Annotated in this window: 17 protein-coding genes; 5 read left to right on the top strand and 12 right to left on the bottom strand. The window is 64.2% G+C overall.

Features of this window, described 5'->3' with window-relative positions:
• Window positions 1–53 precede the first annotated feature (53 nt).
• On the bottom strand, window positions 54–1,079 hold the full coding sequence (locus ACQCST_RS03105) for an NAD-dependent epimerase/dehydratase family protein (RefSeq protein ID WP_426997892.1): 1,026 nt from the start codon (window positions 1,077–1,079) through the stop codon (window positions 54–56).
• Window positions 1,080–1,234: 155 nt separating this feature from the next.
• Here ACQCST_RS03105 and ACQCST_RS03100 point away from each other — a divergent pair, with 155 nt between their 5' ends.
• The gene (locus tag ACQCST_RS03100; RefSeq protein ID WP_426997891.1) at window positions 1,235–2,749 is read left to right on the top strand and encodes an amino acid permease; all 1,515 of its coding nucleotides are present in this window, start codon (window positions 1,235–1,237) and stop codon (window positions 2,747–2,749) included.
• 73 nt (window positions 2,750–2,822) lie between these two features.
• Here the strand turns inward: ACQCST_RS03100 and ACQCST_RS03095 are convergent, their stop codons facing one another.
• Both ACQCST_RS03095 and ACQCST_RS03090 read right to left on the bottom strand, forming a co-directional pair.
• Window positions 2,823–3,572, bottom strand: coding sequence for a 3-hydroxybutyrate dehydrogenase (locus ACQCST_RS03095; RefSeq protein ID WP_426997890.1), 750 nt, complete (start codon window positions 3,570–3,572; stop codon window positions 2,823–2,825).
• Window positions 3,573–3,605: 33 nt separating this feature from the next.
• Window positions 3,606–4,988, bottom strand: coding sequence for an MFS transporter (locus ACQCST_RS03090; RefSeq protein ID WP_426997889.1), 1,383 nt, complete (start codon window positions 4,986–4,988; stop codon window positions 3,606–3,608).
• Between the two features lie 144 nt (window positions 4,989–5,132).
• On the opposite strand from ACQCST_RS03090, the gene ACQCST_RS03085 reads away from it, so the two are divergent.
• Window positions 5,133–6,041, top strand: a complete 909-nt coding sequence (locus ACQCST_RS03085; RefSeq protein WP_426997888.1) for a LysR family transcriptional regulator — start codon at window positions 5,133–5,135, stop codon at window positions 6,039–6,041.
• A gap of 86 nt (window positions 6,042–6,127) precedes the next feature.
• Here the strand turns inward: ACQCST_RS03085 and ACQCST_RS03080 are convergent, their stop codons facing one another.
• From ACQCST_RS03080 to ACQCST_RS03065, 4 genes are all read right to left on the bottom strand, one after another.
• The gene (locus tag ACQCST_RS03080) at window positions 6,128–7,051 is read right to left on the bottom strand and encodes a spermidine synthase (protein WP_426997887.1); all 924 of its coding nucleotides are present in this window, start codon (window positions 7,049–7,051) and stop codon (window positions 6,128–6,130) included.
• 97 nt (window positions 7,052–7,148) lie between these two features.
• Entirely contained in the window at window positions 7,149–7,730 is a 582-nt protein-coding gene (locus ACQCST_RS03075) for a hypothetical protein (protein WP_426997886.1), read from the bottom strand.
• A 513-nt stretch (window positions 7,731–8,243) separates the two neighbouring features.
• On the bottom strand, window positions 8,244–8,921 hold the full coding sequence (locus ACQCST_RS03070) for an O-methyltransferase (RefSeq protein ID WP_426997885.1): 678 nt from the start codon (window positions 8,919–8,921) through the stop codon (window positions 8,244–8,246).
• 32 nt (window positions 8,922–8,953) lie between these two features.
• Window positions 8,954–9,304: a thiamine-binding protein gene (locus ACQCST_RS03065; protein ID WP_426997884.1), complete on the bottom strand. Its 351-nt coding sequence runs from the start codon at window positions 9,302–9,304 to the stop codon at window positions 8,954–8,956.
• Window positions 9,305–9,416: 112 nt separating this feature from the next.
• Between ACQCST_RS03065 and ACQCST_RS03060 the strand changes: the two genes are divergently transcribed.
• On the top strand, window positions 9,417–10,037 hold the full coding sequence (locus ACQCST_RS03060; protein ID WP_426997883.1) for a TetR/AcrR family transcriptional regulator: 621 nt from the start codon (window positions 9,417–9,419) through the stop codon (window positions 10,035–10,037).
• Between the two features lie 45 nt (window positions 10,038–10,082).
• Here ACQCST_RS03060 and ACQCST_RS03055 read toward each other — a convergent pair whose 3' ends face one another.
• On the bottom strand, window positions 10,083–10,325 hold the full coding sequence (locus ACQCST_RS03055; RefSeq protein WP_426997882.1) for a hypothetical protein: 243 nt from the start codon (window positions 10,323–10,325) through the stop codon (window positions 10,083–10,085).
• Between the two features lie 167 nt (window positions 10,326–10,492).
• On the opposite strand from ACQCST_RS03055, the gene ACQCST_RS03050 reads away from it, so the two are divergent.
• Complete coding sequence (locus ACQCST_RS03050; protein WP_426997881.1) at window positions 10,493–10,996, top strand: DUF5684 domain-containing protein; 504 nt, start codon at window positions 10,493–10,495, stop codon at window positions 10,994–10,996.
• Window positions 10,997–11,000: 4 nt separating this feature from the next.
• On the opposite strand, the gene ACQCST_RS03045 is transcribed toward ACQCST_RS03050, so the two are convergent.
• The 4 genes from ACQCST_RS03045 to ACQCST_RS03030 are packed head-to-tail and all read right to left on the bottom strand — an operon-like array spanning window position 11,001 to window position 13,542.
• Complete coding sequence (locus tag ACQCST_RS03045) at window positions 11,001–11,312, bottom strand: AzlD domain-containing protein (RefSeq protein ID WP_426999060.1); 312 nt, start codon at window positions 11,310–11,312, stop codon at window positions 11,001–11,003.
• The gene (locus tag ACQCST_RS03040) at window positions 11,312–12,145 is read right to left on the bottom strand and encodes an AzlC family ABC transporter permease (protein ID WP_426999059.1); all 834 of its coding nucleotides are present in this window, start codon (window positions 12,143–12,145) and stop codon (window positions 11,312–11,314) included. Before ACQCST_RS03040 ends, ACQCST_RS03045 begins: the two co-directional genes overlap by 1 nt.
• Complete coding sequence (locus tag ACQCST_RS03035) at window positions 12,142–12,606, bottom strand: DoxX family protein (protein ID WP_426997880.1); 465 nt, start codon at window positions 12,604–12,606, stop codon at window positions 12,142–12,144. The genes ACQCST_RS03040 and ACQCST_RS03035 overlap by 4 nt, the downstream gene beginning before the upstream one ends.
• Window positions 12,607–12,666: 60 nt before the next feature.
• On the bottom strand, window positions 12,667–13,542 hold the full coding sequence (locus ACQCST_RS03030; protein ID WP_426997879.1) for a glycerophosphodiester phosphodiesterase: 876 nt from the start codon (window positions 13,540–13,542) through the stop codon (window positions 12,667–12,669).
• A gap of 50 nt (window positions 13,543–13,592) precedes the next feature.
• Here ACQCST_RS03030 and ACQCST_RS03025 point away from each other — a divergent pair, with 50 nt between their 5' ends.
• Window positions 13,593–14,918, top strand: a complete 1,326-nt coding sequence (locus ACQCST_RS03025; RefSeq protein WP_426997878.1) for a DUF445 domain-containing protein — start codon at window positions 13,593–13,595, stop codon at window positions 14,916–14,918.
• The last annotated feature ends 31 nt before the right edge of the window (window positions 14,919–14,949 follow it).

The following is a 14,949-nucleotide window of genomic DNA, read 5'->3' as shown; positions in this document are numbered from 1 at the left end:
CAGGCTCGAGGCGCGTCTACGCGCGGATGCCCATCTACGCGCCGACTGCGGGTCTACGCGCGGAGGGCAGAAAGCAACTCGTCTTCAGCCTGGTAATTGAAGAACTCCGCAAAGTACGGATCGTCGCGGTTGGCATGGGCGCCGGTCCTGCTTTGCGCGACCAGCCAGTCCACCTCGTCCGTCACGGTCTGCGCGTAGCTGCCCACCGGCACATATCCGAGTGCGGCAGCCGCCGTCGTGTCGAAAACTATTGGCGTTTCGGTGTCCCAGGGCGTGGCTCCGGCTGTTGGATGGGGTCCACGTGCCAGCGGGACTTCGGCCCACGAGTGGTCGAGGTGGCTGGCGATGGTCCGTGAAATCTCCAGCACGGTGGGAGCGTCCGGATCCGCGCTGTTGAGAATGCGGCTACCGGGCAGAACCGCTGCCCGTTCAATCAACGCTGCGAGATTCGCCGCAGCCGTAGTGTGATCCACCGATTGCCCGCCATTCCGCAGGAACAGTGACCGCCGGCCGTCCAGGATACGTTTCACAAAAACCCATTCCCGTGCGGGCACGGCCCCCTCCCCGTGGACTTTGGATGCCCGGACGACGGTGACGGGGTGGCCGCTGTCCAAAAGCGTTTGCTCGGCGGCTACCTTGTTGGCGCCGTACCCTGCCCTGGTGTTGTAGTCGCAATTTCCGGGGGCCATGGTCGGCTGGCTCTCAAAGATGGGACCGTCGAAGCGGGGCGGCGTCTCGGAATTCACATGGCGGCCGTCCCCGTCAATGTAAACGGCCTTGCTGGAGATCATGACGGTTGAACCCACACGTCCCAGGAACGGCAGGAGGACTCCCGCGTCCGCGGCAGTGAACGCCAGGCAGTCAACCAGCAGATCTGCCCCGTTGCCAAGGATCCTGCCCAACGCAGGCCCGTCGCTGCGGTCCACAGCATAAAAAGCAGCACCTCCATCCACCAGATCCGCCGGCATGTGTGCGGGGTTCCGTCCGCAGACATCAACGTCCCATCCTGCTGCCGTGAGTCGGCGTGCAACAGCCCGCCCGATCAGCCCGGTTCCACCCAAAATCACTGCTTTAGACATCAGCCGACTATATCCACCCACCTCAGAACAATCCCGGCGCCGGTCCCGGACAGTCTGAGATGGAAGACAGCAAACCCCGGTGAGGCTCATCACAGCTTCCCAAAAAGTGATCTGCTGGTTAGCGATCCCCCTCCCAATGACGAGAAGGTATTCGTATGCAGCAAGCCCCAACCGCCACGAGAGAGACGGCGGAACCGGCCTCCGGCGGTGCCGTCGCCACAGCCATGAGCACCGCCGTCGAGACGGTCCTCAGCCGTGGCCTCAACGTCCGCCACATCCGCTTTATGGCACTGGGCTCGGCCATCGGCACCGGGCTGTTCTACGGCTCCGCGTCCGCCATCCAAAAGGCCGGCCCGTCCGTGCTGTTCGCCTACATGATCGGCGGCGCGGCCGTGTTCATGGTGATGCGCGCCCTCGGCGAAATGGCCGTGCGGCATCCGGTCTCCGGCTCCTTCGGGCAGTATGCCAGCCGCTACCTCGGCCCGCTGGCAGGGTTCGTGACCGGCTGGACCTACGTCTTTGAGATGGCAATCGTGGCCATCGCGGACGTCACGGCGTTCAGCATCTACATGGGTTTCTGGTTCCCCGAGGTGGACCGCTGGATCTGGGTGCTGGCCATCATCTTCTTCCTGGCGGCCCTGAACCTGCTCAGCGTGAAGGTTTTCGGCGAGCTGGAGTTCTGGTTCTCGCTGATCAAGGTCGTCGCCATCATCGCCATGATCGCCGGCGGCGCCGCGATCATCGTCTTCGGTTTCCAGGCCGGCGGTTCCACCGTGGCCCCGGGCCTGGGCAACCTCGTGGAACACGGCGGCCTGTTCCCCAACGGCTTCGAAGGGCTCCTGGCGTCGTTTGCCGTCGTGATGTTCGCCTTCGGCGGGATCGAAACCATCGGCATCACCGCCGGCGAAGCTGCCGACCCCAAGAAGGTCATTCCCAAGGCAGTCAACACCGTGCCCGTGCGTGTCCTGCTGTTCTACGTGCTGACACTCGGTGTGCTGATGAGCCTCTTCCCGTGGAACGAGATCGGCAGCAACGGCAGCCCGTTTGTCCAGATCTTCAGCGGCCTGGGCATTCCGGCCGCACCGCACATCCTCAACGCCGTGGTGATCACGGCAGCACTGTCCGCGATTAACAGTGACATCTTCGGCGCGGGCCGTATCCTCTTCGGTCTTGCAAAACAGGGGCACGCGCCGGCGAGTTTCGGCAAGGTTTCGCGGCACGGCGTCCCGTGGATGACCGTGGTGATGATGGCTGCAATCCTGCTGGTTGGCGTGGTGCTGAACGCCGTGATGCCGGAGGACGTGTTTGTGCTGATCGCATCAATTGCCACCTTCGCCACGGTGTGGGTATGGGTGATGATCCTGGCGTCGCACGTGGCGATGAAACGTGAGATCGCCCGCAAAGGCCTGCCGGCGTCGGAATTCCCGTCTCCCCTGTGGCCCGCCGCGTCGGTGCTGACCATCGCCTTTATGGCCGTGGTGATCGTGATCCTGGGAGTCTTCGAAGACACCCGGATCGCGCTCTATGTTGGCGCAGCCTGGTTGGGACTGCTCCTGCTCGCCTACCGGCTTTGGGTCAGGGGGAACGGACGACGCCGAGCGGAACTGGTGGACGAGACCTCACCGCTGCCAGTGACGGCCGCCCCATCGGCAACGCTCCCCCAGCCATAGCGCCAGTTGCCCTATCACTTGTGGTTGCCAAAACAGGCAAATGGGAACCACAAGTGATAGCGCAACGGAGGAACTACCGTGCCGACCAGCCGCCGTCCATGGTGTAGCTGGCGCCGGTGACCATACCGGCATGATCGGACGCCAGCCAGGCGACGAGCGAGGCCACTTCTTCAGGTTCCACGAGCCGCTTCACCGCCGACTCTGTCAGCATCACCTTGGCCAGGACCTCGGACTCGGGGATGCCGTGGACCAGGGCCTGATCGGCGATCTGCTTCTCCACCAGCGCGGTCCGGACGTAGCCGGGGTTGATGCAGTTGGAAGTGACTCCGTGCTCCCCGCCTTCCAGCGCCGTCACCTTGCTCAGCCCTTCCAGGCCGTGCTTGGCGGAAACATACGCGCTTTTGAACGGGGAGGCACGGATCCCGTGCACGGATGACACGTTGATGATCCGGCCGAAGCCGTTGGAATACATGTGCGGCAGGGCTGCGCGGACCAGCAGGAACGGCGCCTCCAGCATGAGGGCGATGATCCGGCGGAAGTCCGCGGGATCGAAGTCTTCTATGGGGCTGATCCGCTGGATCCCGGCGTTATTGACCAGGATGTCGCAGTCCAGGCTCAACGCTCCCAGTGCGTCCACGTCCAGCAGGTCCACGGCCCAGGCGGTGCCGCCCACTTCGTCCGCGAGGGTTACGGCACCGGCTTCGTCGACGTCGGCAACCACCACTTTTGCGCCCCTCGCCGCGAGCTCCCGGACACAGGCTGCGCCGATCCCGCTCGCGCCGCCGGTGACGAGTGCCTTGCGGCCGTTCAAATTGTTTTCCATAGCTCCAGACCCACTCATCAATGACTCAGCAGCTCAGCGCGAGCCCGCGGGAACAAGTCCCTCGCGTTCGGCGTCGGCCTTGTCCACTTCTTCCAGTGCGATGCCCTTGGTTTCCTTCAGGCTGAGGACGGCCGCCGTGGTGATGGCGCATGCCACCACCAGATAGATCGCGGTGGGCAGCCAGGAGCCGGTGTCCTTGAGCCACTGGGTGGCCAGGAGCGGAGCCAGCGAGCCGGCGAAGATGGACGTGACCTGTGAGCCAAGCGAAACGCCTGAATAGCGCATCCGGGTGGGGAACAGCTCGGACATGATGGCGGGCTGGCCTGCGTACATCAAGGCGTGCAGGCAGAGGCCGATGGTCACGGCGAGGACGATCATCACGGCGTTGCGGGTATCGAACATGGGGAAGGCGAAGAACGGCCACGCGGCTCCGGAAATGGCGCCGACGAGGTACACGGGTTTGCGTCCCCAGCTGTCCACGAGCCGTCCCACCTGCGGGATGACCAGGAAGTGGATCAGGTGGGCGATCAGCAGGGCCAGGAGCAGGGATGAGGTGTCGTACTTGTGCACGCTCTTGAGGTAGACAATCGCGAAGCTCACCACGAGGTAGTACATGATGTTCTCGGCGAACCGAAGCCCCATGGCCTGCAGGATTCCCTTGGGGTACTTGCGGATCACTTCACCGACGCCGAAGCTGACGGCCTGTTCCTTTTCCAGCAGCGCCTTGGCTTCCAGGAAGATGGGGGCCTCGGTGACGTGGGTGCGGATGTAGTAGCCGACAAAAACGATCACGGCGGAGAGCCAGAACGCCACGCGCCAGCCCCAGCTGAGGAAGTCTGCGCTGCTGAGGGTGGTTGACATGACGAACAGCACCAGGGTGGCGATCAGGTTACCCACGGGCACGGCGGCCTGGGGCCAGCTGGACCAGAAACCGCGGGATTTGTTGGGGCTGTGCTCAGCAACCAGCAGTACGGCTCCACCCCATTCGCCGCCGAGGGCGAAGCCCTGGATAAAGCGCAGTGCCACCAGCATTGCCGGGGCCCAGTAGCCAACAGTGGCAAATCCGGGGAGGCAGCCCATCAGGAACGTGGCCACACCGACAATCACGATGGTCAGCTGCAGGGTGGGCTTGCGTCCCAGTTTGTCGCCGATCTGGCCGAACACGATTCCGCCGAGCGGACGTGCCACGAAGCCGACGGCGTAGGTCAGGAAGGCCTGGATGATCCCGTCCAGCTCGTTGCCGGTGGCGGGAAAGAAGTATTTGCCGAACACCAGGGTGGCGGCGGTGGCGTAAAGGAAGAATTCGTACCATTCCACTACAGTGCCCACCATCGACGCGGCGACGATCTTCTTGAGGCCGGATCCCTTGGGGGCGCCTCCGGCGGGGTTTGTTGCCGAGCGTTGCTCTACGCTCATGGTGTTCTCCTTAGTGTCCACGTTGACACGTGCTGTGATCCACAGCACTCTCATCACTAGTACTGGTGGCTCCCCTGAGTATTGCCGCACAAAGTTGGCGATTCAATAGCCAAAACAGCACCACATATGTGCAAAATTGCAGATATGAATACCAACCCGGACGACCTGCTGGTACTTCTCGCTGTTTCCCGCTCAGCGAAATTTACGACGGCGGCTCAGGCCTTGGGCCTTAACCACACCACGGTTTCGCGCAGGATTGCGGCCTTGGAGAAATCCCTGGGCGGGCGCGTGCTGTCGAGGGCGGCCGGCGGCTGGGAAGTCACCGAGCTGGGCGCCGAGGCGGTGCTGGTGGCCGAACAGGTGGAGGCGGCGGTGCGCGGGCTGGGAGCGGCGGGCCGGGCACCTGACCCGATTACCGGCGTCGTACGGATGACCGCAACCGACGGTTTCAGCGCGTACATCGCCGCTCCGGCGGTGGCATGGCTGCGCCGGGAGCATCCCGGGCTCAGCGTGGAGATCGTCACGGTGACCCGGCGGGCGCTGCAGCAGCGGTCCGGACTGGACATCGAGGTGGTGGTGGGCGAGCCGCAGGTGCACCGGGCCGAGGCGTTCCGGCTGGGCGATTACATGCTGGGAATGTATGCCTCCCGCTCCTATCTGGCCGAGAACGGGACGCCCCGTTCCGTGGCGGAACTCACGGAACATCCGCTGGTTTACTTTGTGGATTCCATGCTGCAGGTGGATGATCTGGACGCGCCCCGGCGGCTGGTGCCGGCCATGCGCGACGGCCTGAGCTCCACCAACGTTTTTGTCCATGTGGAGGCCACGCGGGCCGGGGCGGGGATCGGGTTCCTGCCGTGTTTTATGGGTGATCTGCACAGCGACCTGGTGCGGCTGCTGCCCGGAGACTTCGCCGAGCTGCTCCCCTACTGGATGGTGCTGCGGCCCGATTCCATGCGGCGGCCCGCCGTGGCCGCCGTGGTCCACGCCCTCCGTGAGCAGACGGCGGCGCACACGGAGGCGCTACTGGGGCACCGCGGCGGGCGGACCTGAACTCACCGTTGCGCTATCACTTTTGGTCGCCAAAGCGGGCGTATAGGGACCAGAAGTGATAGAGCAACAGTTGAGAACCGGCCGCGTCAAGCCAGTCTTGCCGGGTCCCGCCGGAGGTGAGAGCCGACGGCGAAGGACCGCACCTGCGCATCGTTCCAGATGTGTGCCGGGACGCCGCCGCCCAGGAGCCTGCGAGCGAGCCGGGGGTCGTCGTCGAACGGCTGGTCACTGCCGGCCATCACCATGTTGCCGTACCGGCGGCCCTTGAGCATGGCCGGGTCCGCGATGATGATGGTGTGCTCAAAGCTGGCCGCGATGGTGGCGGCGTCCTCACGCGCGTTCTTCAGATCGGGGGCGTCACCGGAGTTCACCACGTAGATTCCGCCGGGAGCCAGCACCCGCCGGGCATGGGCGTTGAACTCCATGGTGGTCAGCGGCCGTGGCGTAATGGCGCCCGCAAAAACATCCCGGACAATGAAGTCACGGGTCTGCGGGGTCAGGGTCTCGGTGACTTCCCGGGCTTCGCCCACGCGCAGGCGCATCAGCGGGGCCTTGGGGAGATCGAACCAGCCACGGACGTACTCGGCCAGCTTCCCGTCCAGCTCCACCACCACCTGCCGCGCATCCGGATAGGCGGCGTGGAAATAGCGGGCCAGCGAGCAGGCTCCGCCGCCAAGGTGCAGGCCGCGCAGCTTGGGCCGGGACTCGACCGGCCAGCGCGATTCAATCAGTGCGGACATCCACCGCATGTACTCAAATTCCAGCAGCAGCGGATCCGCCAGATCAATGTGTGAGCTCATCACACCATTGATCCGCAGCAGCCAGCCGTTCGAGTTGTCCTGGTCTGCGATCAGCTCGCAGTCGCCGGTGTCGATGTAGTAGACACCCTCCATGGGGCCATCCGGGCGGGTGCCGTTAGGCACTTCCACAACCCCCGCCGTCGAGGCTGTTGAGGATCTACCGGCGGACTTGCCGCCCGTCTTGCCGCCCGTCTTGCCGCGCCGCGCCATTATCTGTCCACCGCTTCAGTCATGGTTCAACCCTAAGTGGGGTCACCAGGTTCCGCGATTCACGCCAAAAACCGGCCGAGTGGTTGCCGCCCGGTTGCTATTGCGACGTTCGCGGATTGCGCCTCTCGTCGCCGTCGACGCTGCGACCGTCCACGCTGCGACCGTCCACGCTGTCATCATCGGTGCCGTGCAGATCCGTGCCGTGCAGATCGGCGCCGTGCTGATCTGGAGAGTCAGCCACACGGCGTCCCTCACCTGCGTCGGCTACTCGGCGTCCGCCGGCGGCATCGGCCGCATCGGGACCGTCCGCAGGCTGAACCGTGCGCCTGCCATTTTCATCGACGTCGGGATCAACAGCATCGGCATTCGCGATCCGCTCGGCTGATTCGCTGTGCTGACGTTCCGCGTCGGCCTGCCTGTGCTGGGCTTCCTGCTTGAGCCGCGCCGCATCAACCTGCGCCTGCTCGGCGTCCGCCTGGGCGCGTGTGGCCTTGGCTTCATTCTCACGGGCATCCAGTTCAACGTTTTCGGCCTTGCGGCGGATCGTGGCGGCCTCCTGGCGATGTTCTTCGTCATGCCTCTGCTGCATTCCTGCGCGCCGTCTGGCGCCCATCAAAACAAGCATGACAATCAGCACAATGACAACGATTCCAACAACGATCCACACCCATGTGTCCACGGTGGATCCACCTCTCCTCATATTCGGCACGATCCGGTGGCTGCGAGAGGGGCAAAGATGTGGCGACAGGCAGATTACCGGTTGAAAAGAACATCAGTCAGGCACTTACCCTCTAATACTAATCAGGCTTACATTTTTAGGGCCAACAATGTTGGAATTGATCTGCAGACCACCTCGTTGGAAAGAGAGCGACGATGACACAAAACGCACGGCCCCGGGGAGGCAGCAGTAGCGGTAGCCGCGGCTCAGAGTCGGCTGCCGATCAGGCAGCGGATGCGCGCGGATACGTTACCCGATCAGACGCAGCGGATGTCCCGCCCCAGCCACGCAACCCGCTGGACGGTACCCAGCTGGTAGAGAATCCGCGGTCCACCACACACCTGGCAGACGATCCAGTGGCCAACCAACTGGCTGATGATCCGATGCCGAACGATCCTCTGACCCGGGACCGGTCGCCTCGTCGGCAGGCGCCGCCAGTGCCATAGACGCGGGCCGCCGCCGCAGCCCGCGGGATCAGTTCACGACGGCCAGCGCGAAGCCATCCCAGCCCTTTGATCCCACCGTCTGGATCACGGTCGCATCCAGCCGCAGGTCCTGCCCCATCATCTGCAGCGCGCTGAGAATGCCCGGCGCATTGACCTCATCCAGGGATGGGTCCAGCAGTGCACCCTCCCACACCACGTTGTCCATGACGATGGTGGTTCCGGGACGGCCCAGCCGGATGGCCCACTCCAGGTAGCGCGGATTGTTTTCCTTGTCCGCATCGATGAATACAAAGTCGAAATGTTCGCGGCCCTCCGCTTCCAGTGCGGCCAGCGAGTCCAGGGCGGCGCCCACCCTGATCTCCACCTTGTGTCCGATGCCCGCAGCATCCACATTCGCGCGGGCCACCCGGGCATGTTTGGTGAGGTATTCGCACGTGACCAGCCGGCCGTCGTCGGGAAGCCCCTGAGCCATCCAGATGGTGCTGAAGCCGGCCAGCGTACCGATTTCCAGCACCCGGCGGGCGCCGGAAATCTGCACGAGCAATTTCAGCAGCTTTCCTGCATTGGGCGCCACTTCGATGGGCGGCATGCCGGCATCAGCAGCAGACTGCACCGCGCGCTCGAGCGCCTTGTCAGGATGCACGACGGCGCTGCTCAGGAAATCTTCCACGGCCACCCAAGCGGGCTGGGCCCTATGTTCAAACATGGCCCCAGTCTGGCAGTTATGCGTGCAGCCAGCTAGGGCGTTTCGACAATGGCGCTTTCCAGCCGGTCCACCTTGGCGGTGAGTTCGCCTGAGTATCCGGGCCGGATGTCCGCTTTGATGACCAGCGAGACACGGCTGCCGAAGCGGCCTACCGCCTCAGTAGCGCGACGGACCACGTCAAACACTTCGTCCCATTCACCTTCGATGGTGGTGAACATGGAGTCCGTCTTGTTGGGCAGGCCGGATTCGCGGACAATCTTCACGGCGGCAGCAACTGCGTCATGAACCGAGGCATCCCCTGCGTGGGGGGACGCTGCACGGCCCGTGTCAGCGGCCTGGCTGGCGGGGATTCCGGATGGTGCGACTGAGAATGCAAGCAACATGGAACCAGTCTGTCACGGCCGGGACGCGGGCCCACAGCGCCCGGCTACGTCACATAAGGGGCTACCAACCAGTAACCCGGATGCTCAGCCACGGCGTTGCTAACCTAGCAAGATGAACCTCGCAGTACAACGCAAGCCGCTCCGTGCTGATGCTGCGCGCAATGTTGACAAAATCATCGCTGCCGCCCGCAAGTGCTTCCAGGAATTCGGGCCGGAGGTGCCCCTGCAGACTATTGCCGCGACAGCCGGCGTTGGCCCGGCGACCCTTTTCCGGAACTTTTCGGACAAAGAAGAGCTGGTCCTGGCCGCCCTGAACCGTCAGCTCCGGATCACCGTGGATCCGGTCATCGACGACGCCCTCGCCAGCGCTGACGCTGCCGACGGGTTGTTTCGGGTGATCGACGCCATCATGACTGCGGCCAGTGACAACGCCAACCTGCTCGGTGCCGTCGCCGGCCGGCGTGACCTGCTGACCGGGATCACCGGCAGCCTCATTGAATCAGTGGGCATACTGCTGGGCCGCGGGCAGGGGCAAGGAACTCTCCGGACGGACATTTCGATGACCGACATGATCAGGCTCCTGGCCATGCTGATCGGCGTCGTGGACACCATGGAACCCGGCTCCGACGCCTGGCGCCGGCCGGTGGCCCTCGTTGAAGACGCGATCCGCACAGAACGGCCCAACCGGCCGTTGCCTCCGCAGAAACCCCTTCCCGGCATGCCGTTCGCCTAGCTCTGTGAAGCCCGGCACTGGCCGTTCACGCCTGGCGCCCCGGTACTAGGGGGTCTTGCCCTCCGGGTCCGGCACATCCGCTGACTCCTCCAGATGCTTCTTTTCCTCAGCATGCTCCTTCGATTCCTGGAGATGCTGCTGCAGTTTCTCTTCGGAATCGCGACGGCGGCGCGCTGTGTCCCGGAGCTCACGGGTGGCTTCGGAACCGCTTGAATCAATGATTCCGGGCCTGGACTTGTCACGCGGATTTTTGCCGCCGGCTGATGCCGGCGTGATGTCTTTGTTCATGGTGTCTATGGTCTCTCTGTGGTCGACAACAACTACCCGTAATACACCTGCCGGCCCACTGCTAAGCCACTACGAGTTTACAACTCATGTAATCCGGACCACCAGCAGGTTCAGCCGGGGAGAGGTCCCCATCGCGGTGGTCCGCCGAAAGCTATAGGGTCGGCAGCATGCATATTCCCTTGTCCTACGGCCCGACCTCCAGCGCAGCGGCCTTGAACGGGCTGTTCCTGCTGCTTGTCATCGAGGTGATCGTTATATTCGGTGTCAGCGGACTCCTCTACATGGGCATTTTCCGGAAGGCGGGCCAACCTGCCTGGGCCGCCTTTATACCTGTGTACAACAACCTGAAGATCCTCGAGATTGCAGGCAGGCCCTGGTACTGGCTGCTCTTGATGCTGATCCCTTTTGCCGGCATCTACTTTGCGATTGTTGCCCTGCACGATCTCTCGAAGTCATTCGGCAAGGGTGCCGGGTACACAGTGGGGCTGGTGCTGTTGCCCATTGTTTTTGTGCCCATGCTTTCCTATGGCGCATCCCGCTACTTCGGCCCCGCGGCCCTGCAGCAGTTCGCTGCCTATCCGCAGCCGTACGGTTACCCCCAGTACCCGCAGGAGCAGTACCCGCCGCAGCCCTACAACCGGAACCCGGACCAGAACGGCCCGCGCAGCTAAGCCGTCAGTTCCAGCCGATCAGCCGCAGCGCGGCAGCGGCAGCGGCGCCTGCCAGGACCACCACAAGGAACGGTGCGCGGAAGAGGAGGGCAATCGCTGCCGCCACCAACGCTCCCAGCCGGGCGTCGAGGGCTAATGACTGGCCGGTGGCCACCGCGTTCACGACAGTCAGCGACGCGAGCAATCCGATGGTCATGGTGCCCGCCACCCTGGACATTCTGGGGTTCTGGAGCAGGCGGGCCGGCACAAAATAGCCCACCAGCTTCCACGCGTATGCCAGCACGCATGCGAGGAGCAGCCACATCCAAAGATTCATCATGGACCGCCCGGAGCCGCTGATCCACCCGGCGTGCCAGGTGCGCCCGGCGAGCCCGGCCTGCCCGGTACAGCGGGGACCCCGTGCGAAACATCTGCCCGGTGCGCACCGGGGTGACCATGGCGGTGCTCAGCGTAGGGGTCCACGTCCGGCTCCAGCCCTTCGTCACTGCGGCCGTGGCTGAACCAGCCGATCACCGCGGCCACCACAGCAGCCACCAGGATGGGGACACCGGCGGGCACGAACGGCACTGCCAACACAGTTGCCAGAGCACAGACTGCGGCTATCGCCACGGGCTCGCGGCCTTTCAGCCGCGGCCAGAGGAGGGCCAGGAACGCGGCAACAGCGGCGCCGTCGAGGCCCCACTGCTTGGGGTCACCCAGAGCGCTGCCGGCCAGCGCACCGGCGGCCGTAAAGATATTCCATAGCACGTATATACCGATTCCCGCTGCCCAGAATCCGCGCTGCTGCTCCGCCGGGTCCGTCTGGCCGGTGCTGGTGGCGGTTGATTCATCGATGGTCAGCTGTGCGGCCACATACCGGCGCCAGCCCCTCGGATGAAGCAGCGCGTTCAGCTGCATCCCGTAGATTCCGTTGCGCATGCCCAGGAGAGTGGCCGCACTCATCGCGGCAATGCCGGAACCGCCGCCTGCAACCACGCCGATGAAGGCAAACTGCGATCCCCCGCTGAACAGCAGCAGGCTCAGGGCCATGGTCTGCCAAAAGTCGAGCCCGGATGTGACGGACAGAGCGCCGAATGAGACGCCGTACAGCCCGGTGGCGATGCTGATGGAGAGGCCTACACGTACCGCCGGGGATTGCAGCAGCTTCATGTCCGGGCGCCGGAAACCGGCCTGCCGAGACTCCATGCCCACGCCATCAGGGGAAGTTGGAGGGGGAGCCGGACGGTGTGGGCCTTGCGCTGTTTGGCCGTCCCTTGCGGCCCATAGGCGCGGCGGAGCGCATCCACGTGCCCCGCAAGGAACGCCGCGAACATCACGGTGACACCGGTGGCCGTTGCCCGGCGCGTGGCCGGAATGAGAAGTCCGACGGCGGCGGCAGCCTCGATCAGCCCGCTCACCGCCACCCATTCATCGCGTGACATCACCGCCATCGGGCCGTTCGCTGACCCGCCGGCCTCCGCGCCGGAGTCTTCACGGCACAGGAAGTCAGGAACCACCTGGTGGAAAAATCCGGGCTCGCGGAAATGCTTCATGGCACTGGCCATCAGGAGGGCGCTCATGGCAACCGCGGAAACAGTCTGGGTGGCCCGGCGGGACCAGCTGAAAGGCATGGCACCACTCAACCACAGCCGCGGCCGGCACGGTAACCGCGGCCTGGCCGCGTGGCTCGGTTACAACTGGGCCAGAACCTGCGCAGGCCGGTTGGTGGTGATCTCATGGATGCCCAGGCCCTGGCACAGAGCCACGTCCTTCGCCGAATCAACGGTCCACACCCGGAACCGGCGGCCGGATTCCAGCCAGCGCTGGACGGTGCGGGCGTGCTGGCGGACGTAGTCGATGCCGGGGCCGGCCATGCCTGCCTCACAGTCGTCCAGAATCCGCTCGCCTTCGAGCTGGGCAGCCTTCATGACGTTCGCCACGGCGCCTCCGGTGAGGAGGCCCAGGCCCAGTTCCTCGCGGATCTCGCCGACGTCGACGTCGTCCACCAGCTGGCAGATGAATTGGGCCGGCACCAATGCAAGGAGGTGTTTCACTGAATCCGGGCTGAAGCTCATAAAGGTGACCCTGATGTTGTCCACAGTGGACGTCCGCGCGTCCCAGCCCTCAGCCGTGAGCAGTTCCAGCAGCCGGTCCTCAAGCCTGAGCTGGTAGGGGCTGGGATGTTTGAGCTCTATCGCCAGGCCGATCTCCCGGCCGGCTCCGCGCAACAGGTCAAGCAGTTCCGTCAACGTCAGGAACTGCTCGGATTTTGCCCCGTAGCCGTCAGGAATCCGGACCCCTTTCCAGGAGGAAAAGTCCAGCTGGCGCAGTTCATCCAGGGTGCGCTCGGCCACCGGTCCGGTACCGTCGGAGGTCCGGTCCAGGTTGGCATCGTGGAGCAGGACAAGGTGCTGGTCCTTGGTCAGGTGGACATCACATTCCACACCGTCGGCGCCGTCGGCCAGCGCCCGGAGGTAGGCGGCGCGGGTGTGTTCCGCAAAGGCTGCACTGGAACCCCGATGGGCAAAAACCAAGGGACGGGCTGGGACTGACTCGTCGGTTGTCATGCTGAAACGTTAGCCGACGCGGGTTACGGAAGCGCGACTAGGCTGGGCACATGCAGGTGAACTCTGAGCCAACCACCCAGCCGGCCGCAGCCGGAAGCGCGGACATGCCTCCCGCCGTCGTCAGTCAGCTGAGCGCCGGTGATGCGGAAAAAGCAGCCGCGCTGAGAAAAATGAAACTCGTGGCGCTGGGTCTGCTGATCGCCATGGCCATAATTTTTGTGTTTTCCTTCGCGTTACAGAAGGAATACCCGTGGCTGCAGTATGTCCGGGCGGCTGCCGAGGGCGGGATGGTGGGTGCGCTGGCCGACTGGTTCGCCGTGACGGCCCTGTTCAAGTACCCCATGGGCCTGAAAATCCCGCACACCGCCATCATCCCACGGCGCAAAGACCAGATCGGAGCGTCGCTGGGAGAGTTCGTAGAGACCAACTTTCTGTCCGAAGACGTGGTCCAGGACAAGCTTGCGAGCATCAACCTCGCACAGAAGGCCGGAGAGTGGCTGTCCGGCCCCGGCGGTGCGGAGCGTGTGGCCAAGGAAGGTGCCGCGGTCATCCGCGGTGCGTTCAAGGTGTTGAAAGACGACGACGTCCAGTCGGTGATCGAAGGCATGGTGCGAAGGCACGTGCTGGCTCCGCCGTGGGGACCTCCCGTGGGCAGGATGGCGGAGCGGATTTTTGCCGACGGGCATCACCACAAGCTGGTGGACCTTCTGGTGGACCGCACGGCGGATTGGGTGACAGACAACCACGAAACCGTCAGCCGGCTGGTGTCGGACCGCTCGCCGCAGTGGGTGCCCAGCTTTGTGGACGGATTGGTGGGGGACAAGGTCTACGTGGAAATCCTGAAGTTCACCCGGGCGGTACAGTCCGATCCGGATCATCAGGTGCGCCAGTCCATCGACAAATACCTGACCTCGCTGGCCCTTGATCTGCAGCACGATCCCGCCATGATCGCGCGCGCCGAGGGCATCAAGAACCAGGTACTGGGCGATCCCGAGGTCCGCGAGCTGGCTACCAGGACGTGGGGCACCATCAAAGCGGCGCTGCTCACCGCCGTTGACGATCCGGACAGCGAACTGACAGTGAAGTTCAAAGCCGCCGTACGCGATTTCGGCTCCCGCCTGGTCAACGACACCGAACTGGCAGGGAAGGTCAATGCGTGGATCGGTGACGCGGCCGGTTATCTGGTGAAAACCTACCGCTCGGACATCGCCGGCGTGATCACCGATACCGTGGCGCGGTGGGACGCCGAGGAGACCTCCCAGAAGATCGAGCTTCAGGTAGGCAAAGACCTGCAGTACATCCGGATCAACGGCACCGTGGTGGGGTCCTTGGCCGGTTTGGCGATCTTTGCCCTGGCGCATCTGGTGTTCGGCTGATACCGGCAGAACACCTGGCGCGAACGGACAG

It is taken from the genome of Pseudarthrobacter sp. N5 (assembly GCF_050157035.1).
Classification (GTDB): domain Bacteria; phylum Actinomycetota; class Actinomycetes; order Actinomycetales; family Micrococcaceae; genus Arthrobacter.
The sequence above is the reverse complement of the archived record's forward strand: the minus strand, read 5'-3'. Positions and strand labels throughout refer to the sequence as shown.

Coding starts and splice junctions, on each gene's coding strand:
- ACQCST_RS03105 (WP_426997892.1), bottom strand. CDS start 1,079: ATGTCTAAAGCAGTGATTTTGGGTGGAACCGGGCTGATCGGGCGGGCT.
- ACQCST_RS03100 (WP_426997891.1), top strand. CDS start 1,235: ATGCAGCAAGCCCCAACCGCCACGAGAGAGACGGCGGAACCGGCCTCC.
- ACQCST_RS03095 (WP_426997890.1), bottom strand. CDS start 3,572: ATGGAAAACAATTTGAACGGCCGCAAGGCACTCGTCACCGGCGGCGCG.
- ACQCST_RS03090 (WP_426997889.1), bottom strand. CDS start 4,988: ATGAGCGTAGAGCAACGCTCGGCAACAAACCCCGCCGGAGGCGCCCCC.
- ACQCST_RS03085 (WP_426997888.1), top strand. CDS start 5,133: ATGAATACCAACCCGGACGACCTGCTGGTACTTCTCGCTGTTTCCCGC.
- ACQCST_RS03080 (WP_426997887.1), bottom strand. CDS start 7,051: ATGGCGCGGCGCGGCAAGACGGGCGGCAAGACGGGCGGCAAGTCCGCC.
- ACQCST_RS03070 (WP_426997885.1), bottom strand. CDS start 8,921: ATGTTTGAACATAGGGCCCAGCCCGCTTGGGTGGCCGTGGAAGATTTC.
- ACQCST_RS03065 (WP_426997884.1), bottom strand. CDS start 9,304: ATGTTGCTTGCATTCTCAGTCGCACCATCCGGAATCCCCGCCAGCCAG.
- ACQCST_RS03060 (WP_426997883.1), top strand. CDS start 9,417: ATGAACCTCGCAGTACAACGCAAGCCGCTCCGTGCTGATGCTGCGCGC.
- ACQCST_RS03055 (WP_426997882.1), bottom strand. CDS start 10,325: ATGAACAAAGACATCACGCCGGCATCAGCCGGCGGCAAAAATCCGCGT.
- ACQCST_RS03050 (WP_426997881.1), top strand. CDS start 10,493: ATGCATATTCCCTTGTCCTACGGCCCGACCTCCAGCGCAGCGGCCTTG.
- ACQCST_RS03045 (WP_426999060.1), bottom strand. CDS start 11,312: ATGAATCTTTGGATGTGGCTGCTCCTCGCATGCGTGCTGGCATACGCG.
- ACQCST_RS03040 (WP_426999059.1), bottom strand. CDS start 12,145: ATGAAGCTGCTGCAATCCCCGGCGGTACGTGTAGGCCTCTCCATCAGC.
- ACQCST_RS03035 (WP_426997880.1), bottom strand. CDS start 12,606: ATGCCTTTCAGCTGGTCCCGCCGGGCCACCCAGACTGTTTCCGCGGTT.
- ACQCST_RS03030 (WP_426997879.1), bottom strand. CDS start 13,542: ATGACAACCGACGAGTCAGTCCCAGCCCGTCCCTTGGTTTTTGCCCAT.
- ACQCST_RS03025 (WP_426997878.1), top strand. CDS start 13,593: ATGCAGGTGAACTCTGAGCCAACCACCCAGCCGGCCGCAGCCGGAAGC.